This is a genomic window from Caballeronia sp. dw_19, assembly GCF_018449515.1.
GTDB lineage: Bacteria > Pseudomonadota > Gammaproteobacteria > Burkholderiales > Burkholderiaceae > Caballeronia.
This window is the reverse complement of sequence record NZ_JAAVUQ010000019.1, coordinates 20,496-41,475: the sequence shown is the minus strand read 5'-3', so window position 1 is coordinate 41,475 and position 20,980 is coordinate 20,496. Positions and strand designations below refer to the sequence as shown.

Here is a 20,980-nt window from a genome sequence, read left to right as displayed (position 1 = left end):
GTCAGGCAAATCGCCGCCGCGCGGACTCCAGGTAGTTGAAAGCAAGCGATGTTCCCAGCGTTCGTGCGATCTGGCACGACCCATGCATAAGACTTCCACGAATCAGACGAATGCAGCACGATGCATCGAAAAACCAGGCGGCGGGGGGCGGCATGAACACAACCAATACGTATTCCAACGAAGCGTTACAGCAGACGCAAAGCGTGCGCGCACCGTGGCGTGAGCGTGCGCTTTCCACTGCACTGGTGTGCCTCGGGCTGGCGTACGCCCTGTCATGGGCCGAGATGGGGCTGGCGCTGATGACCGGTCCGGGCGAGCCCGTTGCCGCGCTGATTGCATCGCGTGCGTTGATTGGCGGCCTATATGTTTGCGTGGCGTTTCGCCTGCAATGGGCACGCTGGATTACCGTTGTGCTCGGCTTCGCATCGGTCGTACTGGTTGGCCCCATGCTTGGCGCCGAATGGCGCGCCTTCCCTGTTGCCGCGCTCGTGACCGGCGTCGTGCTGGTGTTCAAGCTGGCGGCATCGATCTTCCTGCTCTCGCCGGACGCGTCGCACGCGACCCGTTGACGTTGAAGTCCGCTTGAGAAAGACCGACGGGATGCTTGTTCAAGCCGCCTGTAAAACGCACAATGAGAGCCCGTTTCTTCTTCGATGAGCCTCTCATGAAAATTGCCGTCATTGGTGCAACCGGCACAGTCGGCCGCGCCGTCTTCTCTGAATTCCAGCCGCGTCACGAAGTCATCGAGATCGGCGCCACGCGAGGTGCGCACCGCGTCGACCTGACGAAGATCGACAGTATCCATGCGCTGTTCAAATCGATCGGTCAGGTCGATGCCATTGTTGCCACTGCCGGGCATGTTCACTTCGGCGAACTCTCGCAGATGACTCCCGAGCAATTCCGCATTGGTCTCGACGACAAACTCATGGGCCAGGTCAACCTCGTGCTGGTCGCGCAACGTTATCTGAACGATGGCGGCTCGTTCACGCTGACCAGCGGAATCGTGGGCGACGAACCCATCAAATACGGCGCAAGCGCGGCGGCGGTCAATGGCGCCATTGAAGGTTTCGTGCGGGGAGCCGCGATCGAACTGCCGCGCGGCCTGCGCATCAATGTCGTGAATGCGACCATGCTCGAAGAAGCACGTGAAGCGTTCGGGCCGTATTTTCGCGGCTTCGAAGCGGCGTCCGGTGCGCGCGTTGCGCTGGCATACAGCCGCAGCGTGGAGGGTCTTGAAACCGGCCGTATCTACAAGGTGCGTTGAATGGCTGCCGAATGGTCGAGGGGCGATTATCGCGTCACTACGGACATCAGGACGTTCGATTTCGACGTTGTGCACCGCTACTTGAGCGAGGTCGCTTATTGGTCACCCGGCATCTCGCGCGAGCAGGTCGAGCGGGCTGCCGCGCATTCGCTGGCATTCGGCCTGTTCCATCGCGACACGCAGATTGGTTATGCGCGTGCGATCACGGATACCGTGAGCTTCGCGTATCTCGCCGATGTGTTTGTGCTTCCGGGCCGTCAACGCGACGGCCTGGGCACATGGCTGGTGGAATGCCTGCTGGCGCATCCGGACTTGCAGGGCTTGCGCAAGATGATGCTGACCACCACGAGCGCTCACACGCTATACGCCCGCTTCGGTTTTGTCGTGCCTGCGCAGCCGGAAAAGCTGATGGAAAAACACGCGCCTCAATGAAACCTCAACCGCCGATCACGCCCTGCGTGTTGACGTAAAGCGAGTACAGGCCGTGACTCGCCGCCATGAACAAGCGGTTGCGATAACGGCCTCCAAAACACACGTTGGCGCAGCGTTCGGGCAGCGCGATATGTCCAATCGCCTCACCTTGCGGCGTGAATATCCTGACGCCATCCAGCTCGTCGCTGCCCATGCCCCAGCCGCACCACAGGTTGCCGTGCACATCCACGCGAAAACCGTCGGGCGTGCCCTGCCCGGCATCGATTAACTCGCGCTCGTTTGTCAGCTTAAGGCCATCGTTAGAGACATCGAAGGCGAGGATCTTGCGCGGCGACGCACGCGAATCGACGATATAAACCACCGACTCGTCAGGCGAAAATGCGAGTCCATTCGGGCCAATGAGCGTGTCGGTCATCAGGGTGATCTCGCCGCTCTTGCCATCGACGCGATACACCGCCGGTTTCAACTCAGCGTCCTTGCGCTCGCCTTCATAAAAGCCGTCGATACCAAAGGTCGGGTCGCTGAACCAGATCGAGCCATCGGATTTCACGATCACGTCGTTCGGTGAATTGAGCGGCTTGCCGTTGTATTGATCGGCAAGCACGGTGATCGAACCGTCGTACTCCGTGCGTGTTACGCGACGCGTGAGATGCTCACACGTGACCAGCCGTCCTTCACGATCACGAGTGTTGCCGTTGGCATTGTTCGAGGGCTTGCGGAACGGGCGGACCTCGCCCGTTTCCTCGTCCCAGCGCAGCATGCGGTTGTTGGGAATGTCGCTCCATACCAGCGTGCGGCTGTCGCCGAACCAGACCGGGCCCTCCGACCAGCGAGCCCCCTGATACAAACATTCGACCGACGCCATGCCGACACGCAGCGCGTTAAAGCGCGAGTCGAGTACTCGGACGGCGGGATCGGGATAACGGCGCTCCATCTGTTTTCATCTCCTGGTTGTTTGAGTTTGATTCATTTGATTCGCGTGTTCAGTTGGGTCCGAGTTCGCCATCGCGCAGGCGCCACAGGTTTAGCGGATTGTCATCCTGAAGTGCAAGCGGCAGCAAAGCCTGCGGCAGGTCCTGGTAACACACCGGCCGCAAGAAGCGTTCGATCGCCATCGCGCCGACTGAGGTCGCGCGGCTATCGGAAGTTGCGGGATACGGTCCGCCATGCACCATGGCATACGATACTTCAACGCCGGTCGGAAAACCGTTCGCCAGGATCCGCCCGGCCTTGCGTTCTAGGATGGGCAGGAGGCGGCGAGCGAGCGGCACGTCGTCGCTTTCCATTTGCAGCGTCGCCGTCAACTGGCCTTCAATACGCCGTGCCAAGTCCAGTAGCTCGTCCTCGCTGCGGCAAATCACGATCAGCGACGTCGGTCCGAATATTTCATCCTCGAGTTGCGGCGTGGCGAGAAATTTCTCGGCGCTCACGGTATAAAGCGCGGGCAGCGCCGGACACGACGCGTCGGATTCGGCGCCGGTTGCAACGCGCTCCACGCCCGACTCATCGCGCCGCGCAATGCCTTCCTGATACGCGGCTGCGATGCCCGCCGTCAGCATCGTCTGAGCGCCCTTCTTTTCGAAAGCACTCACGGCACAATCGATAAACGCCTGCAAATGCGGTCCCTCCAGCGCCAGCACCAGACCCGGATTCGTGCAGAACTGACCGACCCCGAGCGTCACTGAATCAACGAAACCGTTCGCGAGCGATTCGGCCCGCGCCGCCAATGCACCCGGCAGCACGAAGAACGGATTGATGCTGCTCATCTCGGCAAACACGGGAATCGGTTCGCGCCTCCTGGATGCGATCTCGATCAACGCCAGGCCACCCCGCCGCGAGCCCGTGAACCCGACCGACTTGATAGCCGGATGCGCCACCAGCGCTTCGCCTATCGCGTTGCCCGCGCCAACTACGAGCGAGAACACGCCGTCGGGCAACCCTGAATCCGCCACCGCTTTCTGGATCGCGCGCCCGACCAGCTCCGATGTTCCGAGATGCGCCGGATGTGACTTCACGATCACGGGGCATCCCGCGGCAAGCGCGGCAGCTGTGTCGCCTCCCGCTACCGAAAACGCCAACGGAAAATTACTGGCGCCGAACACGGCAACCGGTCCAACGGGAATCTTCTGCAAACGCAAGTCGGGACGCGGCAACGGCTTGCGTTCGGGCTGCGGTGAATCGAGGGTGGCAGAAAGCCAGCGGCCTTCGCGCACGAGCGATGCGAACAGTTTCAATTGCCCGATCGTGCGGGCGCGCTCTCCTTCCAGGCGCGCTTTCGGCAACGCGGATTCGGCTTGAGCGCGTTCGATCAGCGTATCGCCGAGCCCAGCGATGTTGTCCGCAATCGCTTCCAGGAATTGCGCACGCGTTTCGAGCGGTGCGAGCCGGTAGGTATCGAATGCCCGCTCGGCAAGCTCGGCCGCGCGGGCGACTTCCAACGCTCCGCCGCCACTAAAAGCCGGCTTCAAGTCAACGCCGCGCGCCGGATCGAAGGCATGCAGCGTAGCGTCATTTCCGCGCACCGCCGTGGCACCGATCAGCATTTCTCCGGTGATCTGCATGTGAACTCTCCTGAAAGCAGCATCTATCGCGAATCGCGATGGGCGCCGCGGGTGAAAAAAAACAGGTGACGTGAAGCGTAAGCGAACTCGCTTTTTGCCGTGGACTATCACGCCGCACAGAAAGTTTCAGCGTCGTGCGGGTGGTTTCAACGCTTGATTCAGCGCTATCAAAGCGAACCACCGGCCCCGACATGGCGCATCGGAGCTTATCGGCATGGTCATGATGCGCGGCCCGCATGACGATACGGCGTGAGCCAGCCCAGGCCGTCGGACGTGCCTGCGCGCGGCCGATATTCGCAGCCGATCCACCCGCCATAGCCGAGTGAATCGATGAGATCAAAAAGGTACGGATAGTTGACTTCGCCCGTATCCGGCTCGTTGCGGTAGGGCACGCCGGCAATCTGAATATGGCCGATACCCGCGTTGCGCCGTTTCATGTCGCGGCGAAGCTTGACTGCCAGATCGCCTTCGACGATCTGGCAGTGATAGCAATCGAACTGGACTTGCAGATTCGGCAAGCCGATCTCTTCGCAGATCGCTTGCGCGTCATCTTGCCGGTTCAGGAAATAGCCGGGCATGTCACGCGTATTGATCGGCTCGATCACGATGGTGACACGAGCCGTTTGCGCCATGCTGGCGGCCAGCGTGAGGTTCTTGATATAGACATCGCGATGCTGTTCGCGCGAATGTTGCATTGCCTGTGGCGTTTCCATCAGCCCCGCCATTACATGGAGCCGGTCGTTGCCGAGCGCCGCGGCATAGTCCAGCGCGATCTCGATGCTCCGGCTGAACTCCTCCTCGCGTCCCGGCAACGATGCAAGGCCGCGTTCACCGCCCGTCCAGTCGCCGGGTGGCGCGTTGAACAGCACCTGCTTCAGGCCATTGTCCACGAGCTGGGCCTTGATCTCCGCCGGCGGAAATTCATAGGGAAACAGGAATTCCACCGCCTTGAAACCATCACGCGCCGCCGCGCCAAAACGGTCGAGGAACGCGTGTTCGTTGTACATCATGGTGAGGTTGGCGGCGAAACGCGGCATGGTGAACCTCCTGCTGGTCAGGGTAACGCCGGAGCGGACGGCGTCGCGCGCACGCATTGCCGAAGCGGCGCGCAAGACAGCGTGCGCAACTCCCGCGCCCGGTTTGCCCGTGGTCCGTTTTACCCTTCGAAGCGATGATATTCCCGGACACCACGCCCCGAATGATCGGTAAAAACCCTCGTCATGGCGAAACCGGATGGTCGATCAGCGCGAAAGCATCGCGGATTTCCGATGTACTTTTCGGCCGCACGACCCGCGCGACCTCCAGCCCGTTGTCGAGGAAGATCAGCGTTGGCCAGAGTTTGACCCGGAATGAGCGGCCGAGCGGGCGGCCGCTGCCATCCTCGATCTTCAAATGCCGGACACCGGCGTGGTCCTGGAAGGCCTCCGCAATCAGCGGCTGGGCCGCACGGCAATAGCCGCACCAGGCGGTGCCGAATTCGATCACCGTCGGCCCGGCGAGTGCGTCGATCTCATCGCGAGACGGCGCAGTAAGTGCGAATTCAGTGGTCATCGCCATCAGTTCTTTCTCCTCGAAACGAAACTCAGGCCATTCTATTCAGCAACGGCCTGACGCGCTCGATGCGGCTTTTCGCCCGATCACAGCGACGCGGCAAAGGTCCTGCTCCCCTTCTCAATACCGCCGCTTGCGCACGGCAAATTCACTTTCCGCGATGTTCATGCCATAGCTGAACTCGTCGATGCCGCGTGACCAACGCCTCCCTTGTTCCCAAGGCCCATATCCGCAACCGGCCCGGCTTTTCGCCTTCAAAGTCGACGCCGGTCTAGAACTGCCCGAAACCGGTCAGCCCGATCAGGCTGCCCAAGGCCAGCAACCACAGCGGATGCAGCTTGGTCTTGAACGACAGGAACGCGATGACCGCCGTGATGGCCGCGAGTATCCAGCGGGTGTCCGATGCTTCGGCAATCAACGACGCACTCGCCGCGACCAGGCCGGCTGTCATCGGTATGAGACCGAGTTGGACGTACCGACGCCATGGGTGATCCTTGAAGCGTTCCCAGGCGTGCATGGCCGCGACCGTCACGATTGACGACGGCCCGAACTTGGCAATCGATGTCACCAGCACGCCCGGCCAGCCGGCCACATGCCAGCCGATCAGCGTCACGATCATCATGTTCGGTCCGGGCGCCGCCTGCGCGAGCGCGAACAGCGCAGAAAAATCCGCCTTCGACATCCACTGATGTATGTCCACTACCTGCCGCTGCATCTCGGGCAGGATGGTATTGCCGCCGCCGAAAGCGAGCAGTGAAAGCTGGCTGAAAATGGCCGCAAGCGAAACGAGATCGTGATTCATTGGCCCTCCCCGCGCTTCGCTTCCCGATTCGCTTCGGGCTTCACTTCGCGATTCACCCGCGACGCGATGAAAATTGAAACCGGTGTGAGCACGAGCATGACCGGCAACAACGGCAAGCGCAGCAACGCGATCGCGATGAACGCTACGGCTGCGATCGCCGCCATGGAGAGTTTGTGCCGCAGCGGCCACGCTACCTTGATCGCCATCGACACCAGCAAGCCAGCGGCCGCCGCAGCGAGTCCCGCGAACAAATGACGAATATGAGGGTCTTGATGCGTGCGTTGATACAGCACGCCGAGTCCGATCACGATCAGCGAAGGCCCCACGATCAACCCGAGCAGCCCGGCCAGCGCCCCCGCCACGCCGCGAAATTTCATGCCGACCGCAACCGAGAAGTTGATCACGTTGCCGCCCGGCAAAAACTGGCACAGGCCCAGCAGATCGACGAATTCGTCGGGGGTGAGCCACTTGCGCCGCTCGACGATTTCGCGCCGTGCAAGCGGCAACGCGCCGCCGAACGCGATCAGCCCGAGCGTGAGGAAGCCGATAAAAATTTCCGCGACAGTCGGCGGGGCGAGCGGCTCTTGCAAGGCATGATCGTGCATGGTTCGGCGAGCGTTACTTTTGAGAAGCGCAAAGCGTAACGCGTTATGCCCGTTGCTTCAAAGTACGGAATGGCTGTTTAAAGCGCGATGCGGATTTTTTCAGGCAACGAGGCAACAAAGGCAACAAAGGCAACAGCACGGCATCCATCCCGTTCTCATCGCCCGATTCGGCTTACGAAGCCTTGACGTCGCCACGTTCGCGGCGGGATTCGTAAGCTTTCAAGTGCGTGTAGGCCGTCGAGAAAACCGGCGTGCTGATCGGTCCCTGGACATCTTTAGCCCCTTTGGCACGCGCAATCAGATCGCCCACCACGTGGTCCGCTTCGATCCGCGCGCCGTTCTCCAGATCGCGCAGCATCGAGGCGGTGATCGTGGAGCCGGGCTCCGTGAACATCCCTCGCGCACGCGCGACCACGGCTTCCCCCGGCGTAAAACCGTTCGCGGTTGCAATGGCGCGGGCTTCATCGAAGAGATCGAGCAGCAGCTTCTGGCCGCCCGGCGCCGCGATGATGTCGCCGACCGGTGCGCGCATCAGGCACGTACCGGCCGCGAGCGTTGCGAGGAACACCCACTTTTCCCACATCGATTGAATGATCTCGGGGCTGGCTACCGCGTCGAATTGCGCGCCTGACAACTGTGCCGAGATGGCTTCAATTCGCGGGGATAAACCCCCTGCGCGCTCGCCGAACGCCATGGAATGCAGCTTGTTCAAGTGAACGATGGTGCCGTCGGCATCAAGCGTCACGGCCGCGATGCACTGACCGCCAAGCACGCGCTCCGCACCGAATTGCGCTTCGAGCACATCGAGGTGATGCATGCCGTTGAGCATCGGCAGGATGGCGGTGTTCGGGCCGACCGAGGTTTTTATCGACTCGATGGCGCCGTCGAGGTCGTAAGCCTTGCAACTAAGCAGGATCAGGTCGAACGGCTCGCGTACGTCTTTCGCCAGCACGATGGGCGGATTGGGTATGGACAGATCGCCGTTCGGGCTGCGCACGTTGAGGCCGGTCTGCGCGAGTTGCGCGGCCCGCCGCTCGCGCACGAGGAATGTCACGTCGCGGCCCGCGTCGAGCAGCCGTCCACCAAAATAGCCGCCAATCGCGCCCGCACCCACCACCAGAATCCGCATGTCCCGCTCCTTGCATTTAGTCTGATCAGAACGCCGGCCGCGGATGCGACGGCGCCGCCTGGTTTCTACGCCTGCCAGACGCCGTATCCGGCTTCCCGCAAGCCAATTGCCAATTCCACTTCCATCTCCCGCGCACCTTCGTAAGGCATCGGGTTATACAGTTCGTAGAGCCGCGGCAACAGTCGCAGCCCGAATTCCCGCGCATACCGGTTCGACTGGATGCCGGCCTTGTGTTTGTCGAAACGAACGTCAGGATCAATACCCGTCATGCCTACGTAGACGAAGGGCATGCCGAGCACGTAACCCGGATTCGCGCGCCGGAAACGCGCTTCGTTCCAGACGGTGTCGGCCAGTTCGATCACGTAGACGTGGTAATGGTGAGTCCTTGGGTGAGTCTTTTCCTGAGTCTTTTTCCGAAGCGCCATGCGGTTGCCCTGTTTCGCCTGGGTTCAAGCGAGTCGCGCCGCGCCTGAAACGGGTCGCGGGTGCTCATTCTAGACCGGTGTCAGGCGTGTTGCCCGGTTGCGGCCAGCGTGCTGCCGACGTGCTGTCCAGCCGCTGTCCGGTCGTGCGGGCGCGTGCGATGTCTGCCAGCGCCGTGTCAAAGTGGTAATCTCGCTCCGTCTGCGCGTTCCGCGCGGCGTTCGCGCGAGAAAAGCCAGCCAGACTGGCCGATCGCGTAGTGTCCGTGCCGCTTTCGCCATTGTTTCCCGGCGCGAGAGCCTGTCCGGAACGCCGTCGCGGGCACCGCCCCAATTGACAAATCGCATCCGTCGCGTGTGTAGCCACGAGCCGCCCGCGCTTCGGTCATTCGGAGAGAAACATGAGCAAGCAAGCAATCGGCGTTGTAGGCCTCGCCGTCATGGGACGCAATCTGGCGTTGAACATCGAGAGCCGCGGACATGCGGTGTCCGTGTACAACCGCAGCCGCGAAAAAACCGACGAGCTGATAGCCGAGCATCCCGACAAGAAACTCGTGCCTTCGTACACGCTGGAAGAATTTGTCGAGTCGCTTGAAAAACCGCGCCGCATCCTGCTGATGGTCAAGGCCGGCCAGGGCACCGACGCCACCATCGACTCGCTACGGCCTCTCCTCGACAAGGGCGACATCCTGATCGACGGCGGCAACACCCATTTCACCGATACCATCCGCCGCAACACCGACCTTGCCAAGTCGGGGCTGCACTTCATTGGCACGGGTGTGTCCGGCGGTGAGGAAGGCGCGTTGAAAGGCCCGTCGATCATGCCGGGCGGCCAGAAGGAAGCGTATGACCTGGTAGCGCCGATCCTGACCGAGATCGCTGCCAAGGCGCCGGACGGCGAACCGTGCGTCGCGTACATGGGCCCGGACGGCGCGGGACATTACGTGAAGATGGTGCATAACGGGATCGAATACGGCGACATGCAGTTGATCGCCGAAAGCTACGACGTGCTCAAGCGCGTGGCAGGCTTGTCGAACGAAGAACTGGGCCGCGTGTATGTCGAGTGGAACAAGGGCGAACTGGATAGTTACCTGATCGAGATCACGTCGAAGATCTTCTCGAAGAAGGATGAGGAGACGGGCAAGGATCTGGTCGATGTCATTCTCGACCGCGCGGCGCAAAAGGGCACGGGCAAGTGGACCAGCCAGAATGCGCTTGACCTTGGCGCTCCGTTGCCGCTGATTACCGAAGCTGTGTTTGCGCGCGTGCTGTCTTCGCTGAAGGATCAGCGCGTTGAAGCAAGCAAGCAGTTGACGGGACCGTCGCCGAAGTTCGATGGCGATCGTGATGCGTTTGTCGAATCCGTGCGGCGCGCATTGTTCCTGAGCAAGATTGTCTCGTATGCGCAGGGGTTTGCGCAGTTGCGCGCGGCGTCGGAAGAGTACAAGTGGGACCTGCAATATGGCCAGATCGCGAAGATCTTCCGGGCAGGTTGCATTATCCGTGCGGGCTTTTTGCAGAAGATCACGGACGCTTACAAGACCAACCCGGACTTGCACAACTTGCTGCTCGATCCGTATTTCACCGACATCGCGACGAAGTATCAGGGTGCGTTGCGCGACGTGGTCGTGGCCGCGGTGAAGGCGGGTGTGCCGGTGCCGGCGTTCTCGTCGGCGGTGGCTTATTACGATAGTTACCGGTCGGAGACGTTGCCGGCGAATCTGGTTCAGGCACAGCGCGATTTCTTCGGTGCGCATACGTTCGAACGCGTGGATAAGAAGGGTAGTTTCCACGCCGACTGGTCGTAAGAAGCTGAGGCCGCTGAAAAGCGGCTGGTCTTTCCGGTAGTTCTGCGCCGACGCATTCGCGTCGGCGTTTTCTTTTGCCCTGAGCAAAGCGTCAAATTTTGTCGCAGCGAATTTTTCCACAAGTCGAAAAATCATGTTTCCCCTATGCTTTCCTGTCGATGGATAACAGAACTGCGGGAAGATCATGGCAACAGCGCTCACAGCAGTAAATCGGGAATCGGAGTTGAGTTACGCTTACCTCCACGCAATTGCATCCCACGCGGGCGTCAACTGCAAGACGAGCAACCGGCACGATGACAATGCCGGCATCGATGCCATGCTCACCGGTTGGGAGCCATTTCCGAATGGCGGAAGCCTGACCGAAGTCGACATCAAGGTCCAGCTGAAGGCAAGCATCAAGCCGCCATTCGACGACGGCGACTCGCTCTCCTATTTCCTGTCCGGCACGCAGCAATACGACGATCTGCGCCGCGAAACACACGCGTCGCCGCGGATACTTGCCGTGTTGTTCCTGCCGCCGAAAGCCGAAGACTGGCTGACACACTCCCACGAGCAACTCGTGCTGCGAAAATGCGCGTACTGGGTCAGTCTGCGCGGCGCGCCGCCCACAGACAACCACGCAGGCGTTACGGTAAAAATTCCGAAGAACCAAGTGTTCGACGGTACCGGTCTTATGAAACTCATGGCGAGCATCTCGCGCCGCGAAATTCCTGCTTATAAAGCGCCCGCTCATCGAGTTCCTCATGGCGATTAAAGATTTATCACCGTCAGGCCTGCGTGATTTCGTGAAATCGCTGGGATGGGAGTCGCTGCCCGATGGCATCGTGGACCGTCTTTACGTCATGCATCACGCCGCCGCGCCGCGTCGCCAGATCGTTATTCCGATGGATCAGGATGCGCCGGACTACGCCGAGGCATGCGAACTCGCCTTGTCCAAGCTCGCAGACCTGCAGGGTATGAAGCTGGCGGATCTGGTTCAGCTCGCTGCCATCTCGCGTGACGACTCCATTTACTACCGCGTGACGAGCGGCGGCTCGATTGATGACGGCCTGCCCTTGTCGTTCGCCGCTTCGTTGCTGCTGGGCGCTGAGCAGATTTTGCTCGCGTCGGCCTGTACCGTATTGCGTCCCCAGACTCATCACCCGCGTCTGCACAGGGCGGAAGCTACACAGCTTGCCGGTCATGCACGGTTCGGACATACCGAGCGAGGCAGCTTCGTGGTCCGCGTGTCGTGTCCTGTCGACGCTATGGAAACGCCTTCCATGCCCGACCTCGCGCAGGCGAACGACTCGTTTGTGCGCATGACCATGCTTACCGCCAGAAATGGCGTGCGCCAACTCGTCAGGGCCATCGAAGAGGACGGGCTGAGCCGTTTCGTGGATTCGCAAAAGGCAGCGGCCTCGCCAGTCGTTTCGTCGAATCTTTGCGAAGCGCTGACTCGTCTTCACAATGACGACGTGCGCAACAACATCGATATGTCGTTTCGTTGGGCGACAACTGTGGCCTTACCGCAGGACGCCACGCCCGGTGAGAACATCAGGATTCGAAGCGATTACTTCGGGCGTATTGACGACGTGCGCCGGGAACTGCGTGCGGTCGAGCGTGACCGCGACGACGTCTTCATCGGAACAGTCGAGCATCTGAACGGTGAATTCGATATTGAAGGAAATCGGGCCGGCGAGGTAGTCGTGGCGCTGCTCTTGCGTGAGGGCGAGATCGTCAAGGCCCGCGTCGTACTCGATCAGGAACAGTATGCGAGAGCAGTCACTGCTCACCTTGATGATCGCACCCTGGTTCGAATCGCGGGACGCCTGCGTCCCGGTCGTCAACCGCGTACGATGACCGACGTGACGAGCTTTATCCTGATTGGGCCGGGTCTTGGCTAAGAAAATTCGGGGCCGGCCTGGAGACAGGGTGATGGACTGGCGTTCGGTGCTTCAAGACCCGGGTCTTGAGGCCCGAGTCTTAAAGCCCGAGTTTTAAGGCCCGAACCCCAGCACCTCCCGTATTTGCTCACCGTTCGCGCCGCTTCCGGCGAAGTCATCGAACGCTCGATCCGCTACGCGAATAATATGCTTGCGGATATAGTCCGCCCCCTCCCGCGCGCCATCCTCCGGATGCTTCAACGCGCACTCCCATTCAAGCACAGCCCAGCCGGGAAAATCGTACTGCGCCATCTTCGAAAAGATCGCTCCAAAGTCGATCTGCCCGTCGCCCAGCGACCGGAATCGCCCTGCCCGATCCACCCACCCCGAATAACCGCCGTACACGCCCTGCCGGCCGTTAGGGCGGAACTCGGCGTCCTTCACATGGAAAGCCTTGATGCGTTCGTGATAGATATCGATGAACTGAAGGTAGTCCAGTTGCTGCAGCAAGAAGTGACTCGGATCGAACAAAATGTTCGCGCGCGGATGATGGTCGACAGCAGCAAGAAAACGATCGAAGGTCACGCCGTCATGCAAATCCTCACCCGGATGCAACTCGTAGCAAACATCCACGCCAGCCTGATCGAAGGCATCGAGCAACGGCCGCCAGCGCCGCGCCAGTTCCTCGAACGCGGCCTCCACCAGACCCTGTGGACGCTGCGGCCACGGATACAAATAAGGCCACGCCAACGCCCCGGAAAACGTCACATGGGCGCTCAACCCCAGGCGCTTCGATGCCGCCGCCGCGAACCCGACCTGTTCGATCGCCCAAGCCGTGCGAGCCTTGGGATCGCCGCGGACATGCGCGGCGGCAAAACCATCGAAGAGCGTGTCGTAGGCCGGGTGAACCGCGACGAGCTGCCCCTGCAAATGCGTCGATAACTCCGTGATGCTAACGCCCGCGTCGCCCACTACGCGAAGCAGATCGTCGCAATATGCATCGCTCTTTGCAGCCTGCTCAAGATCGATCAGCCGCGGATCGCACGGCACCTGGATACCTTCGTAACCCAGGCCCTTCGCCCAGCCCGCAAGATGCGCGAGGTTATCGAAGGGCAAGGTGTCGCCTAGAAACTGCGCCAGGAAAATGGCGGGGCCTTTGATGGTTTTCATGAGCATCGATCCGCTAACGTAGCTGTGTTCAAACCGCCCGGAATTCAGAACGGCGAATTCGGATAATAGAACTGTTTGGCGTTGTCTTTCGTGATCAGCACCGAAGGAATGATGGTCGTCGGCGGCAACTTTTCGCCCTTCAAACGGGCTTCAGCTGTGAGCTTGATCGCGTCATAGATGAACTTGGGCGAGTACGACACATCCGCCTGCACGAGCTTGTCGCCGTCCATGATCCGCTTGACCGCTTCCTTCGATCCCGCGCCGCCAAATACCTGCTTGATGTCCGTACGCTTCGCCTGATCGATGGCCTTCAGCACGCCGATCATCATGTCGTCATCGGCCGCCCAGACCGCGTCGATATGCTTGAAACGCGTCAGGTAATCCTGCATGACCTTGAACGCGTCGTCGCGATTCCAGTTGGCGTATTTGGCATCCAGGATCTTCATGTCGGGATGCTGCTTGATCACCGATTCAAACGCAGCCCAGCGTTCGTTATCGAGCGTGGTCGGGATGCCGCGCAACGCCACGATATCGCCCTTGCCGTCCATCGTCTTCGCGAGATATTCAGCCGGCAGCTTGCCGAATGCGGTGTTGTCGCCGGCTACGTACGCGTCCTGCGCGCTGGTATCGGTGAGCCCGCGATCCACCACGGTCACGTACACGCCCTTCTTCTTGACCTGCGCCACCGGCTGCGTCAAGGAAGCCGATTCGAACGGGAAAATCACCAGCGTGTTGATCTTGTTCACCGTCACCAGGTCCTGCAACTGATTCGCTTGTTCCGGCGCGCCGGCCGCGGTCTTGATGATGATCTTCAGGTCAGGATGCGCCTGTTCCAGTTCCTTTTTAGCCTCGTTGGCCCACCAGACAATACCGCCGGTGAAGCCGTGCGTCGCCGTCGGGATAGCGACGCCGAGCGTGACTTTATCGGCAGCGTTGGCCGAGACGGCGCCCGCCGCCAGCGCTAATGTAACGAGTGGGGCGCCGAGTGCGCGAAGAATGTTTTTCATGCTGTGTCTCCATTGTTTTGACAGGCGCCTGAGAGGATGTCAGGGCACGGTTCGAACACACTTCAACGACGTCCACGCTGTAAAAACGCTACGAAAATAATCACGGCGCCTTGCACTGCCGCGTTGAGATACACGCTGATGATGCTGGTGAGATTCAGGATGTTCGCAATCACCGACAACAGGATCGCGCCGATCACCGTCCCGATCACGCGCCCTTCGCCCCCCCTTAACGCGGTTCCGCCAACGACCACCGCCGCAATCGCTTCAAGCTCCCAGAGCAGGCCGGTCGTAGGGGTTGCGGACCCGAGGCGCGGCACATACAGCACGGTCGCCACGCCTACACACAGCCCAAGCAGCACATACGTGACTATCTTCACGGTATCGACGCGAATGGCCGCATAACGCGCGACCTGTTCGTTCGACCCGATAGCCTGCACATGCCGCCCGAACACGGTCCGGTTCAGCACGATCACGCCGCCCGCTGCGACGATCAGGAACACCCAGATCGGCACGGGAATGCCGAAGAGGCTGGCGTAATACACAGGGCCATAGAGATCGGACAAATTGTTGTCGAGCGTGAGCGCGCCGCCATCCGCGAGCCACGTCAGCACCGCACGAAAAATGCCGAGCGTCCCCAGTGTCACGATGAACGGTTCTATCCGCCCCTTGGTCACGAGCAGGCCATGTGCCAAACCGAAAAGACCCCCTAAAACAAGGGCTAAAACAACACCGACAGCGATAATGGCGAGTGGCGCAAGGGTGCGTCCGCCCACGCCGTGCGCGAGCGCGTTCATGATCCAGATCATGCTGCCCGCGATCAATGCGGCCATCGATCCGACAGACAGATCGATACCGCCCGAGATGATCACGAAGGTCATCCCCACGGCAATGATGCCGATGAACGAGGTTCGCGTGAGGACGTTCATCGCGTTGTCGAAGGTGGCGAAATCCGGGTTCAGCAGCGTGCCGCCTATGCATAGCGCGACCAGCCCGAGCAGTGGCCCGACGCCGTGCAGCCGCCGCGCGATGTTGCCCAGCCGGCTCGATCCTTCAACGCCTTCAGTGTGTGCCGGTCGCATGCGCGATCAACCTCTCTTCAGTCAGATGTCCGGGCCCAAGCGTGGCGACAAGCTGGCCGCCGCGCATCACCGCCACGCGATGGCATAAACCAATCAGCTCGATCAGTTCCGATGAGATGACGATCACCGCACGGCCTTCAGCGGCGAGCGCGTGGATCAGGAAATAGATATCGCGTTTCGCGCCGACATCGACACCGCGAGTGGGCTCGTCGAGAACAACCACGCGTGGATCGGGGTGCAGGAACTTCGCGAGCGCGAGCTTTTGCTGATTGCCGCCCGACAACATGCGCGCACGGCTCGCCAGGTTGCCCGTGCGGATACCGAAATCGCCGACCGCCTTTTTAAGCGCATCGCGTTCTGCTTGTGCGTCGAGCAGCGGATGCGCGTAGCGCTCCAGCGTCATCATGGTGAGGTTGTCTTTCAACTCCATGTCGACGTGCAGGCCACGTCCCTTGCGGTCCTCGCTCAGGTACGTGATGCCATGTTTCATCGCGGTGCGGGGATCGCGCGGATTGATGCTCTCGCCGTCGAGCGTGATGCGTCCCGCTGTGCGCGCCCGCAGGCCGACCAGTCCCTCGAAGAGTTCCGTGCGTCCCGCGCCTACAAGTCCCGCGAAACCGAACACTTCGCCTGCCCGCACCGAGAAGCTCACGTTCTCCGCCCATCCCGGCACATAGGCGTTATCCACCTTGAACGCAACGCGGGCATCGGTGGCGATGACGGGTTTATCGGGGAACATGTCGGACACTTCGCGCCCGACCATCAGGTTCGCCATCTGCTGGCGCGTGGTCTCGGCAGTCAACCCGCGCGTGACGAAACGGCCATCGCGCATCACGATGACCTCGTCAGTGACAAGCTCCACTTCATCGAGCTTGTGCGAGATATAAACGATGGTCACGCCGTCGTCCTTCAGCCGCGCCATCAACGCGAACAGGCGTTGCGTTTCAGCGGGCGTGAGCGTGGCGGTGGGCTCATCCATGATCAAGAGGCGGGCATCGCGCAGCATGGCCTTGGCGATTTCCACGAGTTGCTTCTCCGCGACGATCAGGTCGCGCACGCGTGTATCCGGGTGCTTGTGCAGGCCGACATCGGCGAGACGCGCGCGTGCGTCTTCGCGCATGGCGGGTTCATCGAGGAAGAAGCCGCGCCGTTTCTCATGACCGAGAAACATGTTCTGCACAATGCTCAAATGATCCGCGAGGTTCAGCTCCTGATGGATCAGCACGATGCCTGTGGCTTCGGCATCGCGCGAACTGTCGAAGGACTTGACGACGCCGTCGATGGAGAACGTGCCCGCGCTCGGGCGTTCATAGCCGGCGAGGATTTTCATCAACGTCGACTTGCCCGCGCCGTTCTCGCCAAGCAAGCCGTAGATGCGTCCAGGTGCGAGGTCGAAGCTCACGCCGTGCAGCACGCGAACCGGTCCGAACTGTTTTTCGATGTTGTCGAAGCTGACGGCCAGGCTCATGATCACGCGCTCCTTCTTATCATCAGCTTGTGCGGGAGCAGCACGCCGGGCACGTGTACGTTTGGTTCGCGCAGGCGTTTGAGCAGCAGGCGCGCGGCGGTTTCGCCGAGTTCGCGCATGGGTTGAGCGACCGTCGTCAGCGGCGGATCGATTTGCGCGGCGACGGCGATATCGTCGAAGCCCATTACGGCCATGTCGTCCGGCACGCGCAAGCCGACGCCCCGCAAGCCGTTGATTACGCCGATGGCGAGGGTATCGGAGACGGCGAACACAGCAGTCGGTCGGTTGCGCCGCAGGCGTGTCAGCTTGCGCGCGGCGCTTTCACCGGCTGCGTAATCGAGGGTATCGAGGTCGATCTGCCAGGCGGCATCAGCGTCGATCCCCGCAGCGCTCAGCGCATCGCGATAGCCCTCTGCGCGCTGGCGGCTATATAAATAGCCTCGGCCCGAATTAATCAGCGCGATTTTCCGGTGGCCTTGGCTGAGCAAGTAGCGTACTGCATCGCCGGCGGCTTGATAGTTGTCGATGCCTACATACGGCACGCCTGCCGCGGGATCAAACTCGCAACACGCTACCCAGGGCAGCGTGGCAGTTTCCTCGACTAGCGCCTGCTGAATGGCGGCAGGATCGAGACAGATGGCGCCGTCGGCGCGGCGGCCTCGCAGCAGGTCGAAGTAACTGCGCTCGCGGCCAGGATCGGCGCCTGTATCGCAGAGCAGCATGAAATAGCCGTTTTGACGGGCGACGCTGTCGATACCGCGAACGATGGCGGCGTAGAACGGGTTACCGAAGTCGGGAACCATGGTGAGCAGCATGCGGCTTTCGGCAGTGCGCAAATTGCGGGCGAGTTCATTGATTCGATACCCGCTGGCCGCAACCGCTGCGAGCACTTTGTCGCGGGTGGGTTCACGTACGTTGGTGTGGCCGTTGAGGACGCGGGAAACAGTCGCGACCGATACGCCCGCCTTCTGGGCGACATCGGAGATCGAGATTTCATCGGCGGTGCGAAATGAATCCGTCATTTGTTTCAACTCACAGCCCGCAGGATGTAATGGATTACATTATTGGAGTGGAGGCCGGCGGGCGCGATAGGGACAAACACGAAGGAAGGTCGTTCACACGAACACCCAAAACAGCACGCACGCGGGACATCCCGGCCCCCGACGCCCAAACTGGCGCATACTACGTCCCCGTCTCCCCGCGCGGCTTCACTTTGCGCCCCCCTGATGCCCGGTTACCTGACCAAGCAACAAAACATCGCCGTTGCTGGCGTTGAAGACCTCATCATTCGCTCGCTGCTGGATCTTCAGCAATTCTCCGACCCCACCGGCGACGCCGAACGAATCGGCATCTCTTCCGCCATGTGGCCGCTATTCGGCATGCTGTGGCCATCCGGCGCACATCTCGCCGCACGCCTCGCCCTGCGGCCAGTATTGTTGGACGAACGAATTCTCGAAATCGGCTGCGGACTGGCACTCGCCAGCCTCGTCGGACACCGTCGCGGCGCGGACGTAACCGCCAGCGATTGCCATCCACTGACCGCAGACTTCCTCGATAAAAACCTGCGCCTGAATCACCTGCCGCCCATGAAATACCGGCACGGCAACTGGTCCATCCCCGAGTTGGAAGACACGCTGGAAGATGAGGCAGGACGCCGTATTGTCGATGGCCGCTTCGACCTGATCATGGGCAGCGACCTGCTCTACGAACGCGATGCCAACGCAACGCTCGCCGCGTTCATCGGACTGCATGCGTCGGCGGCGGCGGAGGTCTGGATCGTGGACCCCGACCGGGGCAATCGAGCCGCGTTCAACCGGCAAATGGGCGACCGCGGCTTCCAGATGCGCGAGGAACGGCTGGATAAAATCGCCTTCGACGATACTGCCGCCTATAAAGGCCGCCTGCTGATTTATCGCTTCAACGACGCATAAGGCCGCGCCCTATGCGTTCGCTTCTCGCCACTCAACCGAACGTGAACGCATATGCCTCGACACCAGGATCCAGGAATTCAATGGTGAAGGTGCGATCTTTTACATCGCCCGGCTGGCGTACGAGTTGATATAAGCGCTGCTCCGTGACCGTGCCGGTGCCATCGGCCATGACATCCGACCCGTGTGCGTCGCCCGGCGCCGCGCCGTCGATGCTCACGCGAAACCTCACCGGCTTGTTGTCCTTTCCTGGTCCGAGCACGAGATGCAAGTCACGCGCGTGGAATCGATAAACGATAGTTCCCGTCGATGCCGCCAGCGTCGCTTGCTCGGCTTCTACCTTCCATGCACCCGCCAGACCCCAGTCGTTAAGCGCGAGTTGAGCAGGCGCCGCATACGTGTGAACGCGGTCATGCGACTCGCCGCCGTGGTCAGCAAAGTTCTCCGCACGCTCGTAGCCTACATAGGTTTCCGGCGACTGCATGTCGGCGTTATCGGCGGCCATTTGCACGCCCTTCGCTACGGTTTCGTCGCTGACCATCGCGCCCGCATTCGCGTGACCGGCTTCCGCCAGCAACTGCTGGATCACCTGTTCCGAATGCGCGTAGTCCCCTTCGCCAAAGTGATGAAAACGAATCTGCCCCTTGGCATCGATAAAATAATGCGCCGGCCAGTACTGGTTCCCAAATGCACGCCAGATTGCGTAGTTGTTATCGATGGCAACCGGATAGTCGACACCCAGATCGTGCGTCGCTCGCTTAACGTTGTCCACGTTGCGCTCGAATGCAAACTCGGGCGCATGCACGCCGATCACGACCAGCCCCTGATCACGATACTTCTGCGCCCACGCTTTCACGTAAGGCAACGAGCGCAAACAGTTGATGCACGAGTAAGTCCAGAAATCGACGAGCACGACCTTGCCGCGTAAATCCTGCGCCGTCAGCGGCGGCGAATTGAGCCATTGAACGGCGCCGGACAACGACGGTAATTCGCCTTCCACCGGCAGCGACAGCGGCGCGTCGGCGGGAGCGGCTGCACGCATCATCGCGGGTCCGGCGGCGGCATCGGTTGCCGTGGCGGTCTGGGCGGGTGTCGCCGTTTCGTTGTTGACAGCCTTGGCCTGCGCCGTACCGCCTGATAACAGGTCCACCAGTTTCTGTTCGATGCCGCCCGTGGCAACAGTCGACACGCGCGCGAGCACGCCGGTATCGAGTCCTAACGAGATGGCGACAACACCGAGCAACATCGCAGCGCCAATACCGCGACGAATCCACTCGCCCGCCCCCAGCGAGCGTTTCATTGCAGCAAACACCCGGCCGCCGATGAGCAACGCCACCGCCAGCGACGTCGCAGCCCCTGCCGCGTAAGCGACCAGCAGCAGCGTCGTGCCGACACTCGCGCCGCGCAATGCCGCACCGGTCAGTACAAGGCCCAAAATCGGGCCGGCGCATGGCGCCCACAGCAAGCCGGTCGCAATGCCCAGCAGGAACGACGAACTCGCGCGCACTTGTTGTCCATCGGCCTGGGCAAATTCGGTCAGCCGGTTGCCCGCGCTGACAAACGGACGCATGAGGCGTTCGGCGAAGCTTGGCAACAGCAACGTCAAGCCGAAGATACCCAGCAATGCGACAGCAAGCCAGCGGCCGTACTGGTTCGCCTGCGTCACCCAGCCGCCGCCCACTGCCGCGAGCGTCGCGACCGCTGCAAAGGTGATGGCCATGCCGGCAAGCAAGGGCAGGCCGCTACGCACGAACGGTTGATCCGCCCGCGAGAACACGAAGGGCAACACGGGCAGGATGCAGGGGCTCAGGATAGTGAGCGCGCCGCCAAGATAAGCCAGGACAATGAGTAACATGAGCGTGAAGGTTCTTAGGTCTTTTGGTGGTCGG

At 61.1% G+C, this 20,980-nt stretch carries 21 protein-coding genes; 7 read left to right on the top strand and 14 right to left on the bottom strand.

Going from position 1 to position 20,980, the window contains the following annotated elements; translation table 11 throughout:
• Window positions 1–152 precede the first annotated feature (152 nt).
• The 3 genes from HB376_RS23510 to HB376_RS23500 all read left to right on the top strand — a co-directional run bounded on the left by HB376_RS23510 (window position 153) and on the right by HB376_RS23500 (window position 1,696).
• Window positions 153–569, top strand: coding sequence for a hypothetical protein (locus HB376_RS23510; protein WP_213766073.1), 417 nt, complete (start codon window positions 153–155; stop codon window positions 567–569).
• 95 nt (window positions 570–664) lie between these two features.
• Window positions 665–1,264: a short chain dehydrogenase gene (locus tag HB376_RS23505; RefSeq protein ID WP_213766072.1), complete on the top strand. Its 600-nt coding sequence runs from the start codon at window positions 665–667 to the stop codon at window positions 1,262–1,264.
• Entirely contained in the window at window positions 1,265–1,696 is a 432-nt protein-coding gene (locus HB376_RS23500) for a GNAT family N-acetyltransferase (RefSeq protein WP_213766071.1), read from the top strand.
• Between the two features lie 4 nt (window positions 1,697–1,700).
• Here HB376_RS23500 and HB376_RS23495 read toward each other — a convergent pair whose 3' ends face one another.
• The 8 genes from HB376_RS23495 to HB376_RS23460 form a co-directional block, all read right to left on the bottom strand.
• Complete coding sequence (locus HB376_RS23495) at window positions 1,701–2,630, bottom strand: SMP-30/gluconolactonase/LRE family protein (RefSeq protein ID WP_213766070.1); 930 nt, start codon at window positions 2,628–2,630, stop codon at window positions 1,701–1,703.
• Between the two features lie 49 nt (window positions 2,631–2,679).
• Window positions 2,680–4,257: an aldehyde dehydrogenase (NADP(+)) gene (locus tag HB376_RS23490; protein ID WP_213766069.1), complete on the bottom strand. Its 1,578-nt coding sequence runs from the start codon at window positions 4,255–4,257 to the stop codon at window positions 2,680–2,682.
• Window positions 4,258–4,475: 218 nt separating this feature from the next.
• A complete protein-coding gene (otnI, locus tag HB376_RS23485) occupies window positions 4,476–5,294 on the bottom strand; it encodes a 2-oxo-tetronate isomerase (RefSeq protein ID WP_213766068.1) in 819 nt (272 codons plus the stop codon).
• A 181-nt stretch (window positions 5,295–5,475) separates the two neighbouring features.
• Window positions 5,476–5,814 carry a thioredoxin family protein gene (locus tag HB376_RS23480; protein WP_213766067.1) on the bottom strand — a complete coding sequence of 113 codons (339 nt, stop codon included), beginning with the start codon at window positions 5,812–5,814 and terminating at the stop codon, window positions 5,476–5,478.
• Between the two features lie 265 nt (window positions 5,815–6,079).
• The gene (locus HB376_RS23475) at window positions 6,080–6,610 is read right to left on the bottom strand and encodes a chromate transporter (RefSeq protein WP_213766066.1); all 531 of its coding nucleotides are present in this window, start codon (window positions 6,608–6,610) and stop codon (window positions 6,080–6,082) included.
• The gene (locus HB376_RS23470; protein ID WP_213766065.1) at window positions 6,607–7,215 is read right to left on the bottom strand and encodes a chromate transporter; all 609 of its coding nucleotides are present in this window, start codon (window positions 7,213–7,215) and stop codon (window positions 6,607–6,609) included. Before HB376_RS23470 ends, HB376_RS23475 begins: the two co-directional genes overlap by 4 nt.
• Window positions 7,216–7,387: 172 nt before the next feature.
• Entirely contained in the window at window positions 7,388–8,344 is a 957-nt protein-coding gene (gene panE / locus HB376_RS23465; RefSeq protein WP_213766064.1) for a 2-dehydropantoate 2-reductase, read from the bottom strand.
• A 65-nt stretch (window positions 8,345–8,409) separates the two neighbouring features.
• On the bottom strand, window positions 8,410–8,769 hold the full coding sequence (locus tag HB376_RS23460) for a hypothetical protein (protein WP_213766063.1): 360 nt from the start codon (window positions 8,767–8,769) through the stop codon (window positions 8,410–8,412).
• A gap of 398 nt (window positions 8,770–9,167) precedes the next feature.
• Between HB376_RS23460 and gndA the strand changes: the two genes are divergently transcribed.
• The 3 genes from gndA (at window position 9,168) to HB376_RS23445 (ending at window position 12,460) form a co-directional block, all read left to right on the top strand.
• Window positions 9,168–10,574 (top strand): NADP-dependent phosphogluconate dehydrogenase, encoded by a 1,407-nt coding sequence (gndA, locus tag HB376_RS23455; RefSeq protein WP_213766062.1) that lies wholly within the window; start codon window positions 9,168–9,170, stop codon window positions 10,572–10,574.
• Window positions 10,575–10,758: 184 nt separating this feature from the next.
• A complete protein-coding gene (locus HB376_RS23450; protein WP_213766061.1) occupies window positions 10,759–11,328 on the top strand; it encodes a DUF4365 domain-containing protein in 570 nt (189 codons plus the stop codon).
• The gene (locus HB376_RS23445; RefSeq protein WP_213766060.1) at window positions 11,318–12,460 is read left to right on the top strand and encodes a hypothetical protein; all 1,143 of its coding nucleotides are present in this window, start codon (window positions 11,318–11,320) and stop codon (window positions 12,458–12,460) included. Before HB376_RS23450 ends, HB376_RS23445 begins: the two co-directional genes overlap by 11 nt.
• A gap of 93 nt (window positions 12,461–12,553) precedes the next feature.
• On the opposite strand, the gene HB376_RS23440 is transcribed toward HB376_RS23445, so the two are convergent.
• The 5 genes from HB376_RS23440 to HB376_RS23420 all read right to left on the bottom strand — a co-directional run bounded on the left by HB376_RS23440 (window position 12,554) and on the right by HB376_RS23420 (window position 18,185).
• Complete coding sequence (locus HB376_RS23440; RefSeq protein ID WP_213766059.1) at window positions 12,554–13,609, bottom strand: sugar phosphate isomerase/epimerase; 1,056 nt, start codon at window positions 13,607–13,609, stop codon at window positions 12,554–12,556.
• Window positions 13,610–13,653: 44 nt separating this feature from the next.
• Entirely contained in the window at window positions 13,654–14,616 is a 963-nt protein-coding gene (locus HB376_RS23435) for a substrate-binding domain-containing protein (protein ID WP_213766058.1), read from the bottom strand.
• Between the two features lie 62 nt (window positions 14,617–14,678).
• On the bottom strand, window positions 14,679–15,695 hold the full coding sequence (locus HB376_RS23430) for an ABC transporter permease (protein WP_213766057.1): 1,017 nt from the start codon (window positions 15,693–15,695) through the stop codon (window positions 14,679–14,681).
• On the bottom strand, window positions 15,676–17,163 hold the full coding sequence (locus tag HB376_RS23425) for a sugar ABC transporter ATP-binding protein (RefSeq protein WP_213766056.1): 1,488 nt from the start codon (window positions 17,161–17,163) through the stop codon (window positions 15,676–15,678). The genes HB376_RS23430 and HB376_RS23425 overlap by 20 nt, the downstream gene beginning before the upstream one ends.
• Before the next feature lie 2 nt (window positions 17,164–17,165).
• On the bottom strand, window positions 17,166–18,185 hold the full coding sequence (locus HB376_RS23420) for a LacI family DNA-binding transcriptional regulator (RefSeq protein WP_213766055.1): 1,020 nt from the start codon (window positions 18,183–18,185) through the stop codon (window positions 17,166–17,168).
• Window positions 18,186–18,389: 204 nt separating this feature from the next.
• Between HB376_RS23420 and HB376_RS23415 the strand changes: the two genes are divergently transcribed.
• On the top strand, window positions 18,390–19,094 hold the full coding sequence (locus HB376_RS23415) for an SAM-dependent methyltransferase (protein ID WP_213766054.1): 705 nt from the start codon (window positions 18,390–18,392) through the stop codon (window positions 19,092–19,094).
• 31 nt (window positions 19,095–19,125) lie between these two features.
• On the opposite strand, the gene HB376_RS23410 is transcribed toward HB376_RS23415, so the two are convergent.
• Window positions 19,126–20,946, bottom strand: coding sequence for a cytochrome c biogenesis protein DipZ (locus tag HB376_RS23410; protein ID WP_213766053.1), 1,821 nt, complete (start codon window positions 20,944–20,946; stop codon window positions 19,126–19,128).
• Window positions 20,947–20,980 lie beyond the last annotated feature (34 nt).

Excerpts from the sequence above, each read along its gene's own strand:
- HB376_RS23510 (WP_213766073.1), top strand. The coding sequence starts at position 153 with ATGAACACAACCAATACGTATTCCAACGAAGCGTTACAGCAGACGCAA.
- HB376_RS23505 (WP_213766072.1), top strand. The coding sequence starts at position 665 with ATGAAAATTGCCGTCATTGGTGCAACCGGCACAGTCGGCCGCGCCGTC.
- HB376_RS23500 (WP_213766071.1), top strand. The coding sequence starts at position 1,265 with ATGGCTGCCGAATGGTCGAGGGGCGATTATCGCGTCACTACGGACATC.
- HB376_RS23495 (WP_213766070.1), bottom strand. The coding sequence starts at position 2,630 with ATGGAGCGCCGTTATCCCGATCCCGCCGTCCGAGTACTCGACTCGCGC.
- HB376_RS23490 (WP_213766069.1), bottom strand. The coding sequence starts at position 4,257 with ATGCAGATCACCGGAGAAATGCTGATCGGTGCCACGGCGGTGCGCGGA.
- otnI (WP_213766068.1), bottom strand. The coding sequence starts at position 5,294 with ATGCCGCGTTTCGCCGCCAACCTCACCATGATGTACAACGAACACGCG.
- HB376_RS23480 (WP_213766067.1), bottom strand. The coding sequence starts at position 5,814 with ATGGCGATGACCACTGAATTCGCACTTACTGCGCCGTCTCGCGATGAG.
- HB376_RS23475 (WP_213766066.1), bottom strand. The coding sequence starts at position 6,610 with ATGAATCACGATCTCGTTTCGCTTGCGGCCATTTTCAGCCAGCTTTCA.
- HB376_RS23470 (WP_213766065.1), bottom strand. The coding sequence starts at position 7,215 with ATGCACGATCATGCCTTGCAAGAGCCGCTCGCCCCGCCGACTGTCGCG.
- panE (WP_213766064.1), bottom strand. The coding sequence starts at position 8,344 with ATGCGGATTCTGGTGGTGGGTGCGGGCGCGATTGGCGGCTATTTTGGT.
- HB376_RS23460 (WP_213766063.1), bottom strand. The coding sequence starts at position 8,769 with ATGGCGCTTCGGAAAAAGACTCAGGAAAAGACTCACCCAAGGACTCAC.
- gndA (WP_213766062.1), top strand. The coding sequence starts at position 9,168 with ATGAGCAAGCAAGCAATCGGCGTTGTAGGCCTCGCCGTCATGGGACGC.
- HB376_RS23450 (WP_213766061.1), top strand. The coding sequence starts at position 10,759 with ATGGCAACAGCGCTCACAGCAGTAAATCGGGAATCGGAGTTGAGTTAC.
- HB376_RS23445 (WP_213766060.1), top strand. The coding sequence starts at position 11,318 with ATGGCGATTAAAGATTTATCACCGTCAGGCCTGCGTGATTTCGTGAAA.
- HB376_RS23440 (WP_213766059.1), bottom strand. The coding sequence starts at position 13,609 with ATGAAAACCATCAAAGGCCCCGCCATTTTCCTGGCGCAGTTTCTAGGC.
- HB376_RS23435 (WP_213766058.1), bottom strand. The coding sequence starts at position 14,616 with ATGAAAAACATTCTTCGCGCACTCGGCGCCCCACTCGTTACATTAGCG.
- HB376_RS23430 (WP_213766057.1), bottom strand. The coding sequence starts at position 15,695 with ATGCGACCGGCACACACTGAAGGCGTTGAAGGATCGAGCCGGCTGGGC.
- HB376_RS23425 (WP_213766056.1), bottom strand. The coding sequence starts at position 17,163 with ATGAGCCTGGCCGTCAGCTTCGACAACATCGAAAAACAGTTCGGACCG.
- HB376_RS23420 (WP_213766055.1), bottom strand. The coding sequence starts at position 18,185 with ATGACGGATTCATTTCGCACCGCCGATGAAATCTCGATCTCCGATGTC.
- HB376_RS23415 (WP_213766054.1), top strand. The coding sequence starts at position 18,390 with ATGCCCGGTTACCTGACCAAGCAACAAAACATCGCCGTTGCTGGCGTT.
- HB376_RS23410 (WP_213766053.1), bottom strand. The coding sequence starts at position 20,946 with ATGTTACTCATTGTCCTGGCTTATCTTGGCGGCGCGCTCACTATCCTG.